The 14,861-nt window shown below is 44.1% G+C and carries 14 protein-coding genes and 1 tRNA gene; 5 read left to right on the forward strand and 10 right to left on the reverse strand.

What is annotated here, in order from left to right:
- Nucleotides 1-149: 149 nt before the first annotated feature.
- Nucleotides 150-226: transfer RNA gene (locus A3739_RS17045), tRNA-Arg, on the reverse strand.
- A gap of 91 nt (nucleotides 227-317) precedes the next feature.
- Complete coding sequence (locus A3739_RS17050) at nucleotides 318-1,448, reverse strand: sensor histidine kinase (protein ID WP_082878461.1); 1,131 nt, start codon at nucleotides 1,446-1,448, stop codon at nucleotides 318-320.
- An 82-nt stretch (nucleotides 1,449-1,530) separates the two neighbouring features.
- Here A3739_RS17050 and A3739_RS17055 point away from each other — a divergent pair, with 82 nt between their 5' ends.
- Nucleotides 1,531-2,814, forward strand: a complete 1,284-nt coding sequence (locus A3739_RS17055) for an HD domain-containing phosphohydrolase (RefSeq protein WP_068502176.1) — start codon at nucleotides 1,531-1,533, stop codon at nucleotides 2,812-2,814.
- 17 nt (nucleotides 2,815-2,831) lie between these two features.
- Here the strand turns inward: A3739_RS17055 and A3739_RS17060 are convergent, their stop codons facing one another.
- Nucleotides 2,832-4,028: an alkane 1-monooxygenase gene (locus tag A3739_RS17060; RefSeq protein WP_082878462.1), complete on the reverse strand. Its 1,197-nt coding sequence runs from the start codon at nucleotides 4,026-4,028 to the stop codon at nucleotides 2,832-2,834.
- Nucleotides 4,029-4,154: 126 nt separating this feature from the next.
- Here A3739_RS17060 and A3739_RS17065 point away from each other — a divergent pair, with 126 nt between their 5' ends.
- The 4 genes from A3739_RS17065 to A3739_RS17080 all read left to right on the forward strand — a co-directional run bounded on the left by A3739_RS17065 (nucleotide 4,155) and on the right by A3739_RS17080 (nucleotide 7,330).
- Nucleotides 4,155-5,192 (forward strand): AraC family transcriptional regulator, encoded by a 1,038-nt coding sequence (locus A3739_RS17065; RefSeq protein WP_068475763.1) that lies wholly within the window; start codon nucleotides 4,155-4,157, stop codon nucleotides 5,190-5,192.
- Nucleotides 5,193-5,274: 82 nt separating this feature from the next.
- Nucleotides 5,275-6,255: an arsenosugar biosynthesis radical SAM (seleno)protein ArsS gene (arsS, locus tag A3739_RS17070; RefSeq protein ID WP_068475761.1), complete on the forward strand. Its 981-nt coding sequence runs from the start codon at nucleotides 5,275-5,277 to the stop codon at nucleotides 6,253-6,255.
- Between the two features lie 14 nt (nucleotides 6,256-6,269).
- A complete protein-coding gene (locus tag A3739_RS17075; protein WP_068475759.1) occupies nucleotides 6,270-6,986 on the forward strand; it encodes a TIGR04283 family arsenosugar biosynthesis glycosyltransferase in 717 nt (238 codons plus the stop codon).
- Nucleotides 6,987-7,129: 143 nt separating this feature from the next.
- Nucleotides 7,130-7,330 (forward strand): DUF2788 domain-containing protein, encoded by a 201-nt coding sequence (locus tag A3739_RS17080; protein ID WP_068474998.1) that lies wholly within the window; start codon nucleotides 7,130-7,132, stop codon nucleotides 7,328-7,330.
- Nucleotides 7,331-7,456: 126 nt separating this feature from the next.
- Here the strand turns inward: A3739_RS17080 and A3739_RS28205 are convergent, their stop codons facing one another.
- Genes A3739_RS28205 through A3739_RS17110 form a run of 7 tightly spaced genes read right to left on the reverse strand, consistent with a single transcriptional unit; the run spans nucleotide 7,457 to nucleotide 14,832 of the window.
- A complete protein-coding gene (locus A3739_RS28205) occupies nucleotides 7,457-7,705 on the reverse strand; it encodes a YkgJ family cysteine cluster protein (RefSeq protein ID WP_082878463.1) in 249 nt (82 codons plus the stop codon).
- Between the two features lie 22 nt (nucleotides 7,706-7,727).
- On the reverse strand, nucleotides 7,728-9,488 hold the full coding sequence (locus A3739_RS17085; protein WP_068475757.1) for a BatD family protein: 1,761 nt from the start codon (nucleotides 9,486-9,488) through the stop codon (nucleotides 7,728-7,730).
- Complete coding sequence (locus tag A3739_RS17090) at nucleotides 9,482-11,395, reverse strand: VWA domain-containing protein (protein WP_068502179.1); 1,914 nt, start codon at nucleotides 11,393-11,395, stop codon at nucleotides 9,482-9,484. Before A3739_RS17090 ends, A3739_RS17085 begins: the two co-directional genes overlap by 7 nt.
- Nucleotides 11,388-12,440 carry a VWA domain-containing protein gene (locus A3739_RS17095; protein ID WP_068475753.1) on the reverse strand — a complete coding sequence of 351 codons (1,053 nt, stop codon included), beginning with the start codon at nucleotides 12,438-12,440 and terminating at the stop codon, nucleotides 11,388-11,390. The genes A3739_RS17090 and A3739_RS17095 overlap by 8 nt, the downstream gene beginning before the upstream one ends.
- Nucleotides 12,434-12,883, reverse strand: a complete 450-nt coding sequence (locus tag A3739_RS17100) for a DUF4381 domain-containing protein (RefSeq protein WP_068475751.1) — start codon at nucleotides 12,881-12,883, stop codon at nucleotides 12,434-12,436. Before A3739_RS17100 ends, A3739_RS17095 begins: the two co-directional genes overlap by 7 nt.
- On the reverse strand, nucleotides 12,880-13,851 hold the full coding sequence (locus tag A3739_RS17105) for a DUF58 domain-containing protein (RefSeq protein ID WP_068502181.1): 972 nt from the start codon (nucleotides 13,849-13,851) through the stop codon (nucleotides 12,880-12,882). The genes A3739_RS17100 and A3739_RS17105 overlap by 4 nt, the downstream gene beginning before the upstream one ends.
- Before the next feature lie 15 nt (nucleotides 13,852-13,866).
- Complete coding sequence (locus A3739_RS17110) at nucleotides 13,867-14,832, reverse strand: MoxR family ATPase (protein ID WP_068475748.1); 966 nt, start codon at nucleotides 14,830-14,832, stop codon at nucleotides 13,867-13,869.
- Nucleotides 14,833-14,861: the final 29 nt, after the last annotated feature.

Consider the following 14,861-nt stretch of genomic DNA (forward strand, 5'->3'; position numbering starts at 1 on the left):
TACAAAACAAATTTAGTTATGAAAGGCTTGGAGTGAATGGCCCGCCCTTCAGGATGATTCGCGTCGCTCTCCCTTCGGGTCGTCGCCGTTCCGTCGACGTTGTCTCGCACTGTGTGCTCGGCTCGAACCTCTCAGGCTCTCATCCAGAATGGCCCGCCCTTCAGGATTCGAACCTGAGACCTATCCCTTAGGAGGGGATTGCTCTATCCAGCTGAGCTAAGGGCGGAATAGCTGAGATAATACAACAATCGCCTTACTGGAAAAGTTAAACGAGTGAAAGGTCGTTCATTAGAACTGCAACAGTTAAGGCTCGGTAATTAGTCTTCGCTAACATACTTAGGTAAAGAAATTCTAAATGTCGTACCTACGTCAACTTCACTAGAAACATCGATCTTACCTCCAAATCCTTTGATAATTTCATAGCTGATTGACATACCAAGACCCGTACCTTGGCCAACGGGTTTCGTTGTAAAAAACGGGTCAAAAATCTTTTTAATATTGCCTTTTGATATTCCGCAACCAGAATCCGCTATCTCAGTAATGACCATATTGTTGTCGTTGAACGTCGTAATTCGCAGTGTGCCTGCTTTACCATCCATCGCATGCGAAGCGTTCACCATTATATTTAATAGTACTTGATTAAAAGCGCTAGGGGATAGCTTAACTTGATCACAGTGATTCAATTGTTTTTCAAGCGTGCAGCTATATTTTATTTGATTCCAAACAATGTTCAGCGTTTGCTCAATCAAGTCGTTCACAAGAACCACTGACTCTTCTGTCGTCTCTCGAACATAGCCCTTCATACTATTAGTGATCTCTTTTATTCGCGTACCGCCAGTAATGCTTTCGTCGACTAAGCTATTTGCATCGCTTAGCACGAAATCTAGATCCTCAATCTTCAAGGTTTTCTCAATTGAGACAAGAATTTCTTCATGATTTAGCTTTTCTGACTTGGATAACGATCCCATCAAATCAAGGAGTTGCTTCGTGAGCTGATCAAGGAAAAAGATATATTCCTTCAGTGTGCATAAATTACTCATCATAAAACCAACGGGATTATTGATTTCGTGAGCAATGCCAGCCGACATCTGACCTAAACTTGCCATTTTCTCTGTTAATATTAAGGCATCACGTTTTTGACTTAATTCAGATTCGATGGCCTTTAGCTTTCGGATTAGAGCAGTTTTTTCATCGGTAAGGTTATCGTTATCCTCAGTTATTGATGCGATTTGTGAATTTTGAGATTTTTTAACCGAAAGAGCTGTAGCGCCAATACATGAGGTTGAAACAATAATTAAACCAACCAAGAGGCCTACAGAAGTTGGGGGCATCAGGTAATAAAACAGAACTATTGTCAGTGCCGAAAATAATGATATCACAGACACAATAATAAGCAGCGGCGCTATTGATCTATCTTTCGATTTGTCTGTGTATGTTCTGCTAAACATAGAACTAACCCTGCAGCTTCTGATTTGTAAGCTAGTATAGACAAGAATAGTTTTTTAGGTTGTGTGATTTGGAGGAATATTAGTGAGCGATAAGCATATCATCGTTATAGTTGACGACGAGCAAGATGTGCTCAATTCAATGAAACGCGTTTTTCGGAAATCCCCGTTTGAAGTGCACACCTTTGACTCAGGAGAGAGAGCCGTCGAAGTACTGAAAGATCTAAGGCCAGATCTCATTATCAGTGACATGCGGATGCCTGGGATGGATGGGGCCGAGTTTTTATCGCAAGCAAAAAGCATTGTTCCTGCGGCACCGAGGATTTTACTAACTGGGCAAGCAGATAAAGAAGACACGGTACGTGCGATAAATGATGGTGAGATTTTCGCATTCGTAAGCAAACCTTGGGATAACACAGAGTTCCTAGCTTTAGCAGAAGATGCGCTGGCACGCCGTAATAAAGAGAAAATGAAAAATCGTGCCTTGCATACACTTAAGAAAATGCATGATGAGGTGTCTGAATCAAAAGAAGGCATCGAGCGAGAACTCGCTGAACAATCGCAGGAAAACCAACAAAACAAACAAGCAACTGTAGATGCCTATCTGTTAATGGAAGAAAGCTTTCTGAACCTGCTAGATATGAAGCAACCAGGTCAGAGGGCATTTGCACATCAACTCGAAGAGGTTGTCACCAAACTAGCCGCCCGACTCAATGTTGAGAAAGATGGACTAAAAGTACTGTACCAAGCTTCGCGCTTACATGGGCTCGGCAAAATATCCGTTCCTGATGCGGTTCTTGAGAAAGGATATTCAAATTTAAGCGAATCAGAGAAAGAGTTATATCACGCATATCCAGCAAACGGGGCATGCACACTTATTGCGATCGAAGCCTTTTCAGCGTGCTCTGACATTTTGTTTAAACAACAAGAACGATTAGATGGATCGGGGTTTCCTCTAGGTCTTAAGGCAGATGAGCTATCGCCGTTAAACCGCTTGTTTAATGTTGCGCTCGCTTATGCCGAGTTGAGATTTAGTCCGTCCGTTACTCCATTACCTCACGATCAAGCAATTCACGAATTGAACGCAAATGCTGCGGCCTTTGATCATAAAGCCTTGCAAGCATTGAGCATGATTAAGCTAGAGCGCGAACTCTCTGATGCGACTAAGCAAACTATCGTGCATGTACACGGACTGAAGGTCGGCATGGTGATTGTCGAGGATATTTATAGTGAAAAGAATATGCTGCTACTGCGCGGCGGCACTCATGTAACCGAGATCTTAATAGAAAAACTTACAAATTTGCAGCGACAGATGGGCAAAGAAATTTTAATCAACGTCAGATTTGACCCCATCACTGACGCTGATTAACCAAAGACGTCTATATTTTAAGCTGCCACCTCATTCAGGCTATAAGACGATTTTAACTGATATTTCTTGATGAGCGCGTCGCGCTTTGAAGGGAGAATATTGATTCTATCTAAATCACCATCCACAACCTCGATCAAGCGTTTATCCATCACCTTAAACCATAGCCATGGGATATACGCGACAGGGAACATGCCAAAATAGCCATTTGGGAGCGATGGTAGATCATCAAAATGACGCAACGATTGGTAAGCACGGGTGGCGTTAGCGTGGTGGTCTGAATGCCTCTGCAAGTGAAATAAAGCCCAGTTAGAAAAGATGTGGTTACTGTTCCAACTATGATGAGGTTGAGGCCGTTCATAACGCCCTGATTCAAGTTTTTTGCGTAGCAAACCGTAGTGCTCAATATAGTTTGCGGATGTGAGTTGCCACATTGACCAAAACCCAGCAATCAACAAGAAAGGTATCACCACAGCCCCGAAGATGAGCGCAAGTGAGACGTAAAATGCGCCAGTCATCAACACAGTTTGTATAAATTCATTTTTCAAAGAGTAGGGTGATAACCCCTTGTCTTTAAGTCGCTGATGCTCAATTTTAGCTGCTCGTGCGATTGCGTTAGGTAATTCACGTGCGGCAAAGGAGTATATGTTCTCGCCCATTTTTGAAGATGCAGGATCTTCTGGCGTAGCAACCATTTTGTGGTGGCCCCGGTTATGCTCAACGAAAAAATGTCCATATGCCGCCGGTGCTAATACAAGTTTAGCGAGCCACTGATCAGTAGAAGTCTTTTTGTGGCCCAGCTCGTGTCCGATGTTAAGACCGTATCCGCCGATATACCCCGTGGTGAGTGCTGCTCCAAGATAACCAGCGACACTTAGATCGTACGAAGATACAAACCACGCTATAAATATGAAGACACCAATGACGACCGGAACGTTGATCCTAGCGATGAACTTATAATAAGGGTCTGCCTCAAGCATCGGTACAACAGACTCAGGCGGATTACTCGTGTCTTCGCCCATAAAATAATCAATGACAGGAAATAAGAGATACCAAAATGCAATGAACAGCCATAAAAATACGTCATTAGGTGACAACATATATAGCAAAGGGCCTGCGACAGCCAGCAGGGGCACCATAAAAGAGACCAGCCAAAAATGACGTTTTTTGTCGACGTAAACCTCTCCTGTTGGAGATATAAAAGTACCTGCGCGCATGATTCATTCCTATTCTTATTGATCGTGGAGCTATTACAGCAAGTGATAGATCAAAAATTAAGCGTTGAAACTGGCATTAAATCGTCATAATATGACACTCTTCCGGAATCAATTAACGATCATCGTATGTCGATTAGTAAAGAGCAACTTCAACACTTAAGCCCTAGCATTCACCCAAGCTACGCTCGTTTGTTGGCTGGACACTGCCGAAATGCTGGTGTTGTGATAGAGCAATTGTTTGAAGGAAATAGCTTAACTTGGGAGCAGCTCATCGATAGCAGCCAGTATGTTAGTTTTGAGCAGTTTAAAAGGTTATATGCGAAAGCAGAGCATTTGTCTGGCTCAGATGACCTAGCACTCGATATATCAACGATAAGTCAGTCGAGCGCGCACGGGCCTCTGGGCTATGGCGCAATCTCAGCCCCCACGGTTCGACAAATGTTCTTTCTAATCCAACAGATGCTAGCGACGCGCATCGCAATCATCAAAATGGGTGTTTCCGATGTAAATGGCTATACAACACTCACGATCGTTCCAGACTTTGATTTAGAAAATCTAAATTTATTTGTAAGCACAATGGTGATTGGGTCATTGCTAGATTTTTACGAGAAATCGACAGGTAAGCAGATCTCTCAACTTGAGGTCCACTTGCCAGTAAACGTATTGTCAGATATTGACCGTTATCGAACTAAATTTGGTGGTGCGACCATTGTGTTAGGTAATGAAACGCTCAAGGTTGTATTACCAAGCAAAGCTCTGGATGAACAAACCCTTACGGCGGATCAGTATGCGTTTCGTAATGCACAACGAGAGTGTCAGTTATTAATTGATCAAGAAAACAAAGGCGGTGAATTTTCTCGACAGGTCAAGCACTTCCTCTTTGAGTTTAGTGAGCGCTTTCCACAACAAGAAGACGTCTCTGAACATTTTGCTATGTCTACACGTACCTTTATTAGAAAGTTAAAACGCGATAACACAAGCTTTCAAAGCTTGTTAGATGAAGTAAGAAAAGAGCTTGTTCTGTTGCGTTTGAGTGATACAAATCAGAGTATTGAGAGTATTGCTTTAAGTGTTGGATATGTAGAAGCATCGAATTTCTCACGCGTATTTAAGCGATGGTTTGGATGTACGCCCTCTGAATTTAGAAGTTCAAATAAATTCTAAGGACACGGAACTTATTTTGGTTCTAAGGTGTCTTTAAAACACAATTTCAGACAAATGATTATTAAGACGAAGATATAATTATATGCGCGATACCCGCCCTCTTTTGTTAGATAGCGATTTCCCTAAAATCAAACGACGTAATATAGAAGTATTGCAGGTCAACTTGGGGTATCTCTGTAATCTAAGTTGTACACATTGCCATGTGAATGCGGGGCCAACACGCACCGAGTTAATGAGCAAAGAGACCGTCGATCAATTGTTGCGACTGATCGATCTGCACGGAATTAATACGCTCGATTTGACTGGTGGAGCACCAGAATTAAGCCCTCACTTTAGATACTTTGTGTCGGAGGCCCGAAAACGAAACGTGCATGTGATGGATCGCTGTAACCTCACCGTTCTGCTCGAGCCAGGACAAGAATACTTAGCACAATTTCTAGCTGACAATGATGTTGAGATCGTTGCCTCACTTCCATGTTACACAGAAGACAACGTCGATGCTCAGCGTGGAAAGGGAACATTTGACGGAAGCATAAAGGCGCTGAACCTGCTCAATGCGCTCGGCTACGGGATTGGCGACGACGACAAAAAACTAAGTTTGGTTTATAACCCTAATGGCGCCTTCTTACCGCCTCCTCAGGACAAACTTAAAGCTGATTATCAGAAGCATTTATTTAGTAATTTCGAAATAAAATTCGATGATCTCTATACGATTACAAATATGCCAATTGCTCGCTTTGGCGCCGTGCTGCTGGCAAAAGGTGGGTTCAATGATTATATGACGCTCCTAAAAGACGCGTATTCGCCAAGCAATGTTGACGCTGTGATGTGTCGAAACACCTTAAGCGTCGATTGGAAAGGTTATGTCTATGATTGTGATTTTAACCAAATGCTTGAATTACCTATCCACTCGCAAGATAAAAACATCATAGCAAGTGACAATTCAGCACTGCATGTCAGTGAACTGTTCGAAACGAACTTAGACGGTCATCCTATTGTCATAGGTGAGCATTGTTATGGTTGCACGGCAGGTCAGGGTAGTAGCTGTGGTGGCGCGCTGTAAGCCAGTCGTCTTTAATGAATACCTCTCCGGCTAACACAAGATTGAGTGTCGTAATTCCTGTTCATAACGAGCAGGACTCGATAATTCGTTCTGTAAGCTCATTATTGGATAATCTCGGAAACAACCTTCACGAATTGGTCGTAGTGGATGCTGCTAGCACCGATGATACACGCGCTCGATTTGAATCTCTGCAACTATCAAAAGCTCGTTATTTAATGAGTGATCGTCCTGGCCGAGCATATCAAATGAATTTTGGTGCTAAGCATGCTTCAGGCGACATTCTGATGTTTGTTCACGCAGACACGACCATTGAATTGTTCAATGATCAACAGCTTAAGGACTTTAGTCGTTCTGATTGCTCGTGGGGATATGGTTCGCTTGAATTTGATAACCACGCACCTCATTTTCGTTTTTTGAGTTTTATGATTCGTTGGCGATCTGGATTAAGCAGCATATGTACGGGTGACCAAACACAAGTAATCAAAAAAAGTGTCTTCGAGGCTCTCGGAGGTTTTCCAGAGCAAATCCTCATGGAAGATGTTGAAATATCGATTCGTTTAAAAGAACGCTCTAAACCGCAGCAGTTTACGTTTCGCTCCATTACGTCCGCCAGGAAATGGGAAACAGAAGGCTTCGTTAAAACAATCTTAAATATGTGGCGATGGCGATTTTCATATTGGATATTTCGAGACGCAGATAAAATTGCAAGGCAATATTATCGCGACAGATAAGCCATTTACCTGACCGCACAATTGCTTAATTATTATTCACTACGATTTATCTCTGATATCACTGTATTAGCACTAGTAATTTGATCTAGATCAATTAGAATCCACCCAAAATTTTTCATTACTTAGATTAAATAGGTGCGAATATGTCTGTAGAGACCTTTGAAACTTGGAGCTTAGCGATCGGTATAACGGCGCTTATCGCTTACATGGCTTATATCGTTTGGGATTTAGCTAAGAAATCAGATGCTGGGAAATTCGGCACAATGGTTCTTTTTGCTGCACTAGGCATGGGCGCGGCGGGCTTCGTAATTAAAGCCGTACTAGTTGAAACGCTCGGCGTGTAGTAATTAGCTAACGCTGCTCAGTAAAAAACCCGCTTGATCGCGGGTTTTTTGTTTTCTGGTGGTTTGAAAATCAAACCAGCTCGATAATTTCTATATCGATTAAAACCAACTTTCTTCGCAAACAACTCAGCTCTTAGTTGCTGCTTCTAATTCGCTGATTAATCGTAAAGCGTTTTCAAATGAATCACCGCATGTATATTCTGTAGGGTTAAATTCGCGGCACACCTTAGGTCTTTTTTCATATTCCATACAGCGATTTTCGGAATCCAAATTAACGCACCGGACTCCGGCTGGCTTTCCGTCTGGCATATTTGGTAAAGCACTTGTTATCTCTGGCGCGATACAACATGCTCCGCAAGGATCATGGCACTTCATCTTTAGCTGCCTTATTAAGATGTTAAACAGGGTAGAATGGTTTTAGTCCGTACCGATCAGATTTACCAGAACGTGAGCCAGACATGCTCAACTTATGCAGAGCTTTCACCGCTGCTAACAATTGTTTTTCATCCTGCTTATATGATTCATTATCATGTTGTGCGGAATACTTTGCCGCTTCTAGCCGAGCGATAATTTGTTTTGCATCATTTTGATCTAATGACGAGATGCGATCGAGTTGTCTGGACCATGTGTGAAATAGACTCAAATACCGCATGTCGGAACGCTCAATCAAATGGATCAACTCATCATAAATATCTTGTTCTCTATTGGGCTTGCGTTCTTGTTGAGTATTATCTCGTCGAAGTTTCCTATATAACCAAGTAGCGTGAGCACCCCAAGAAATTAGTACTAAAACTATTGCGATAGGCCATAGATACGAGGAACTAGACACAACCTGTTCTGAGGTGCTTTGTGTAGTCTCTGCCTCAGAATTTAGCGCCGAAAGCTCAGAGCTAGAGCTTGAATCCTCAGAGTTTTGATCAAGAGCCGACGAGTCTGGCGTGTTAAGGTCTTGCTCAGTGCCAAGTCTAGAAGCCGCGACAACGTCGATAGACTGTTCTGGTAGACGTGCAACACGCTCTACATCATTTACCGTATCCCACCATTTTATTTCGAGTGCAGGTAGGATCGCTTGCGCTGGCGAAACGGCAACCAGCGCATGTCGTTCCTTGCGCTGACTTTGTGCTCCAGCTGAGTGTTCAATCGTGTCGAGTTCTGGCGTATCAGGATATACCTTGAGCGCATTAGACGACGGAGGCGCTAGTTCGGGTAGCGCAGAGCCAAGCAAACCTAATGCAGATAATGTCACCGTTCGCGTTACCGATCCGCCCACTTCAAGCGTTGAGATCTCAGGGTCGAACGATTGAGTGAGCGCCAGGCTTGATGCTGGAAGCCACGTTTTGCCTGAAAATTCTGCGGGAGGCGGTTTTACGTCGAACTCGACTGAGTTTGCTAACTCGCGAGCACGAGCTCTTCGACGAGTCCTAGAATCAACGACGGTTCCGGTGAATTCAGGGCCCGCAAGACTTAGTGCGCCACTTTTTTGCGGGAACAGCAAATAACGTCGTTCGTATACTTCGTAGCGCTGGTTGTATGCCATTTTGTAAGTCTTGGACGTTTCTCCAAATGGCTCGATAATAAAATCTGAATTTTGTGGTTCAGACATATCGCCACGAGCTTCGCCGAGCGTGTAGAGCTCGAGAGTATAAATAATTTGTTCTTGCAGGTAGGGGCTTGGTTTATCGATACTCGCTTTTAAAAATACAGATGGTGGCTGAGCATCACTATGCGGACGATTCCCTGCAATTACTTCAATGCTAACCGGCGCGCTCTTTGCGTCCTTAAAGCTGGCTTCTGGGATTGTTAAGCTTCCGGAGCTTTTTGGGCTTAGTGCATAACGCCAGGTAATAAGGCTCTCAGTTTTACCGTTAATCGATTGCATGTTATAGCTTTGGCGACGGTCTAATATCGTCCAGGTTTCTTCGAGATTAGGGAAGTCAGGTGCATCTATTTGCATACCTCCTAAACTCATCAAGCCACCAACAAAGCCCATTTCGGCTCGCGCTGTAACGGTGAGGTTTAAAATTTCGTTCTGATACAACTTATCTTTGTCGATACTGATATCGAGAGTTGTCTCATCTGCAGCATGCACATTGGGCATCATTACTAATAAGTATAAGAACGAGATGTTCATAAATGAGTGAAAGAGCGCCTTTACCATAATGGCTCCTCAGGATTGTTTTGGTTATTTCTGTCGCGAGACTGTTGTTCAAATTTACGCCTTAACAAACCAGAAGGGTCGTCAGGTATTCTGCGCATCCATTGCTCATATGAGCGACGTTCTTCATCACTCAACTGATCACTGTAGGCAGCAAACTCACCACTATCATCACTGCCAGCTTGCTGTTGATCAAGCTCATCGAGCGCTTGTGATTGTTGTGCACTAAGTTTTTCGTTCGTCTCATCATTACTAGTCTGTTGCGAGGCGGCATTAGATTGTTCCTCGTTCTGATCTTTAATATCATCAGTGTTTTGAAGAGTTCCCGAATCATCGCCATTCTTCTCAGCGTTTTGTTGCCCGTCTTGATTTTGTTGACCGTCTTGATTCTGTTGCCCGTCTTGATTCTGTTGACCGTCTTGATTGTGTTGACCGTCTTGATTCTGTTGACCGTCTTGATTCTGTTGACCATCTTGATTCTGTTGACCGTCTTGATTCTGTTGACCGTCTTGGTTCTGCTGTTCATCTTGGTTCTGCTGTTCTTGCTGTTGCTTAATCTGCTCAGCGATCGCTTTGTTTTCTGCCGCTTCGGTGAACTGAGGTTTAAGGTTCAACGCTTGCTCATAAGCACTAATCGCCTCATCAACATTGCCTTGGAGTAGGGCGGAATTTCCTAAATTATATTGACTTGTCGCATCTTCATAAGTCCGGTAAATATCTGCAGCTTGTTGATACTTTTCTGCACGATAATACGCATCTGCTTTATGTAGCGGGCTTTCAAATTGTTCGGCGGCACCTTCGAAGTCGCCGCTCTCATAGAGTTCTTGCGCCTGCTGGTCATTGCTTTTCCATAATGTATCTGTACTAAATGCAGACGCTTCGTCAGGAAGTATAAAGATCAAAACAAGCAGCAGTGCACCTTGGCGATAAGCTAATAGAATGATTGGCAGAGCAATCGCTAAAAAGATATATCCCATGTCTTGCCATTGATCGAATTCCCGTTCATTGAGCTCCGGATTAAGCTCCGTGCTCAGATCGTCGGCTCTGAGATTTAATAGATCACTACTATCCAGACTCAAGCGTTCTGCTTGGCCACGATGAGATGTAGCCAGCGATGTTAATTGAGCCATCTCTAGCTTCGGAATGACAACACTGCCTTTGTCTTTAAGATATCCGCGTCCATCCGGAAGCTTGATGGGGCCGCCTAATTCGGTTCCGACACCAATAATATCTAGCGAAAAAAGCTTAGAATTTAATGTTTCGGTTATGCGTTTCGAGTGATGCTCTGCGACGCCATCAGTAAATAAAAAAATTCGACCTTGGTTGAATCCAGCATCTTCCATTACAGAAACTGCCTGCGTAACAGCTAAGTCAGGTCGACTCCCAATAACAGGCATTATTAGAGGTGCTAGTGCTTTTAGATTGGCTTCAATCGTATTTGTGTCGTCAGTGAGCGGAGTGACGACAAAACTATCGCCCGAGAAGGCAATGAGTGCAGTTGATCCACCAGATCGCAGTTTCAACAAATCTATTATTTTTTGCTTTGCACGGACGAGACGCGAAGGCGCGGTATCCTCCGCCATCATAGATAGTGACAAGTCTAAAATTACAACAGCGTTATCACTCGGCTGGACTGAAGGTGTTTTCGTTTGCTTCCAGCTCGGGCCGGATAAGGCAAAAATCAAGAGAGCAAAAATTATGACGCCGATGGCTCGAGACGGTTGCTTAGTTTTTTTCCCGACTTCAAGAGTTCCGCCCTGAATTGCCTCTAGCAGTGTTGAGTCGATATGTTTCGTCCAGGAATTGTCTTGCGTTGCGCCACGTTTTAGCAACCACCAAACAAAGGGTAAAGCTAGGTATAAATACAAAAAATCCGGTCGGAGAAAATGAGGAAGAATTAGATCAAGCATCTTGTTTCTCACGCATACTAGACTGGCGGCTTGCTCTTTGGAGTAAAACGACAAGCTTGTAAGCACTAAAAATCAGTAGTGCGAGAGCAAGAAAATAATGTGAGATCGCTTGCTTCGGCTGAAAGATTCTTACATCTGATTCAATAGGTTCTAGCTGATCAATCAAGGTATAGATCTCTTTTAATTCCTCTACATTGCGTGCTCTGAAGTATTCGCCATTCGTTGTTGCAGCGACTTGCTTTAACAAGTCCTCATCGAGATCGGCCGAGGGGTTAACTCGGCGCGTTCCAAATAGACTCCGTTGCAGCATTTCATCTGCACCAATGCCGACAGTGTATATTTTAATGCCAAGACTACCTGCGAGCTCTGCGGCCTTTTCAGGAGGGATCTCTCCAGCAGTATTTGCACCATCAGTTAAAAGAATTAAAACGCGACTTTGCTCAGGACGATCTTTTAAACGTTTGACCGCTAGACCAATCGCGTCACCGATCGCAGTAGCTTGACCCGCCATTCCAAGAAACGCCTCTTGAAGCAGGGTGTTGATCGTCTTGGTGTCGAAGGATAAAGGAGACTGAATATAAGGCTCTGTGCCGAACAGAATCAGACCCAATCTGTCGCCTTGTCGTTTACTTGTAAACTCACCGACAACAGATTTAACGACATCTAAGCGCGTTGCACGATAACCGTCCAAAGGCATATCTTCTTCTTTCATGCTCGGAGAGATATCTATGGCAAGCATTAGGTCGCGCCCTTCAAGCGGGAGCTCGACCGCGGGGCCTAGCAGTTGTGGACGACTTAGCGCTATAACGAGCAAAAGCCACAACAAAATTAAAATAGACTTTTTGCGTTTATGAAGTCTGCCGGTTTGCGACTGAGTAAAACCGTATTCCGAGTGCGCATTAACGTATGCGTGAATATATGGTGCATTTGAAACGCTGTCATCATCCGAATTCCTATCTTTCCGTATCTGCAACAGCAACGGTGCGAAAGCAAGCAGGAGAGCGTAGGGCCAGAGCAATTCAAGCTGAGAGAGATAATCTAGCATTTTATCTTCCTAAGCCAGCGTTCAATGTCCTCTAATGCTTGTTCATCGATACGATTTGGCGATGCCCTGTAATTTCCATCACCAAGAGCATCTAACGCGGCTTGGTCGAGCAAAGGAATATGCGAAGACAAGCAATTTTCCCATTCAGCGCCATGACGCGATTTGATACTAGAATCTTTCTCGACATAACTAATTACTTGTTTCAACAAGATTTGAATATCTTGATTTAATTGAACTGTCTGAGACTCCTGCGATTTAAGAGTCTCGAACTTAGCTAGCGCAACACGCTTCCATTGGTTATTGCGATGACGCACAAAAATGAATCTAACGGTCACAAAAATAAGTGTAATTAGTAGAGCGGCAAGCACCCACCAACCAATAGATGGCGGCCACCATGAAATAGCAGGCTGAGTAATAATGTCGTGAATAGGGAGCTCGTTCATCGCGATGATGCTCCTAACGAAACTTGCCGAGAAATTTCAGCAAGTTGATGCTCAAAGTCGAGATTCGTGTTCAACTCCCAAGCATTTACATCCCTATTACGCGACAGCTGTTCGACGCGATTAGTAATTGCTTCATCCCAATTAGATAAGACCTTACGAGCACCCTCGTCTTGTCCGCGAATGTAAAAGGTATGATCGCCATCCGACACCGGAAGTGCCCCCCCTGTTGGCAAATTCTTTTCTAAGGGGTCTGTGCAGCGTAGCAATACAAGCTCATTATGCTTAGCCAAAGTATTTAGATGGCGCTCGCCGGTGGCATCAAGCTTGTGATAATCACTAATAACAAATATCAAGGTACCCGGCTTTATGACTTGGCAAGCTTCTTTGAGCGCTAGGGTGAACTGTTGATTTCGATTAAGTTGAGGCGCTGATGCCGAGGTCTCTGCACTTAGTTCGTTGTTTAACGCAACGACATGGTTGATGTACTGAAGAATAGACTTGCGGTTACGACCGGGTTTGATAGTGAGTAGTTGTTGATCGTTAAAAATTATTCCGCCTACGCGATCATTATGCGCATACGCACTCCAAGACAATAGTGCTGCACATCGCGCTGCGAGTACAGATTTTAAACAGCCGCGGCTACCAAAAAACATAGAAGCGCTCTGATCACAGATAACCACAACAGGACGCTCTCGCTCTTCTTGGAATAGCTTTGTATGCGTAGATTGTTTGCGCGCAGTTACACGCCAATCGATGCTTCGCACATCGTCACCCGCTTGATAGGGACGTACTTCTGCGAACTCCATCCCGCGCCCCTTGAAGCGGGAGTGATGCGAGCCGGCTTGTTGCTGCTTAACAACACGCGCCCGAAAATAACTCAAACGACGCGCTGTCGAACTCAGTTTAACGAGCGATTCAACGCTGACATAAACACCTGCGTTGATCAATTTGTCGGATATTACGCGCACGATCGTGATGAAAGCTTATGCGACGGGGACGCACGACAACAAATGGTCGATAACATCATTTATAGATACGCCTTCTGCCTCGGCATCAAAGCTAAGCAGAATTCTGTGGCGATAAACATCATGGATCACAGCACTCACATCTTGAGGTGAGACGAAGTCTTTTCCTTTAATCCATGCGTAGGCCCGTGCACAACGATCGAGTGAAATTGTGCCTCTGGGGCTCACACCAAATTCGACCCAACGTGCAAGCTCTTCGCTAAATCTTCTTGGCTCTCGCGTCGCCGTCGTAAGGGAAATAATATAATCCTCAACAGCTTCAGACATGTGAATACCCAAAACTTCTTGTCGTGCTTGTTGGATAACCGCTTTACTTAATGTGATTCCAGACTCAGCTTCACTGGCGGCTTTCTTGAGCTCATCTCGGACTAAACGCAAAATAAGCTTTTCTGCTTCCGCAGATGGATAATCGATCGTTACATGCAAGAGAAAACGGTCAAGCTGCGCTTCAGGGAGAGGGTAAGTGCCTTCTTGCTCAATTGGGTTTTGTGTTGCCATCACTAAAAATAAATCATCAAGCGGGTATGTCTGTTTACCTACACTCACTTGATGCTCCGCCATTGCTTCAAGCAAAGCGGCTTGTACTTTAGCTGGGGCACGATTAATTTCATCTGCAAGTACGAGGTTGTGAAAAATCGGTCCGCGCTGAAATTCGAACGAGTTTGTTTCCATTCGATAGATCTCGGTGCCTGTAATATCAGAAGGCAACAAATCCGGTGTAAATTGAATACGCTGGAAGTCGCCTTCAATATGATCAGACAAAGACTTAATTGCCTTTGTTTTTGCAAGCCCTGGCGCCCCCTCTACAAGCAAGTGGCCATCGGCTAGCAATGCGATCAGCAAACAGTCCACCAAATGCTCCTGTCCAATGATGGTTGACGACAGTTGCATCTTTAGAGACGAAAATACTTGATTGGCTTGCATGTTGGATGAGTCTCAACTGATTGATTGTT

The organism is Oleiphilus sp. HI0067 (assembly GCF_001635735.1).

Excerpts from the sequence above, each read along its gene's own strand:
- A3739_RS17095 (WP_068475753.1), bottom strand. The coding sequence starts at position 12,440 with ATGCTAGATTATCTCTCTCAGCTTGAATTGCTCTGGCCCTACGCTCTC.
- A3739_RS17075 (WP_068475759.1), top strand. The coding sequence starts at position 6,270 with ATGAATACCTCTCCGGCTAACACAAGATTGAGTGTCGTAATTCCTGTT.
- A3739_RS17085 (WP_068475757.1), bottom strand. The coding sequence starts at position 9,488 with ATGGTAAAGGCGCTCTTTCACTCATTTATGAACATCTCGTTCTTATAC.
- arsS (WP_068475761.1), top strand. The coding sequence starts at position 5,275 with ATGCGCGATACCCGCCCTCTTTTGTTAGATAGCGATTTCCCTAAAATC.
- A3739_RS17090 (WP_068502179.1), bottom strand. The coding sequence starts at position 11,395 with ATGCTTGATCTAATTCTTCCTCATTTTCTCCGACCGGATTTTTTGTAT.
- A3739_RS17110 (WP_068475748.1), bottom strand. The coding sequence starts at position 14,832 with ATGCAAGCCAATCAAGTATTTTCGTCTCTAAAGATGCAACTGTCGTCA.
- A3739_RS28205 (WP_082878463.1), bottom strand. The coding sequence starts at position 7,705 with ATGAAGTGCCATGATCCTTGCGGAGCATGTTGTATCGCGCCAGAGATA.
- A3739_RS17100 (WP_068475751.1), bottom strand. The coding sequence starts at position 12,883 with ATGAACGAGCTCCCTATTCACGACATTATTACTCAGCCTGCTATTTCA.
- A3739_RS17060 (WP_082878462.1), bottom strand. The coding sequence starts at position 4,028 with ATGCGCGCAGGTACTTTTATATCTCCAACAGGAGAGGTTTACGTCGAC.
- A3739_RS17080 (WP_068474998.1), top strand. The coding sequence starts at position 7,130 with ATGTCTGTAGAGACCTTTGAAACTTGGAGCTTAGCGATCGGTATAACG.
- A3739_RS17065 (WP_068475763.1), top strand. The coding sequence starts at position 4,155 with ATGTCGATTAGTAAAGAGCAACTTCAACACTTAAGCCCTAGCATTCAC.
- A3739_RS17050 (WP_082878461.1), bottom strand. The coding sequence starts at position 1,448 with ATGTTTAGCAGAACATACACAGACAAATCGAAAGATAGATCAATAGCG.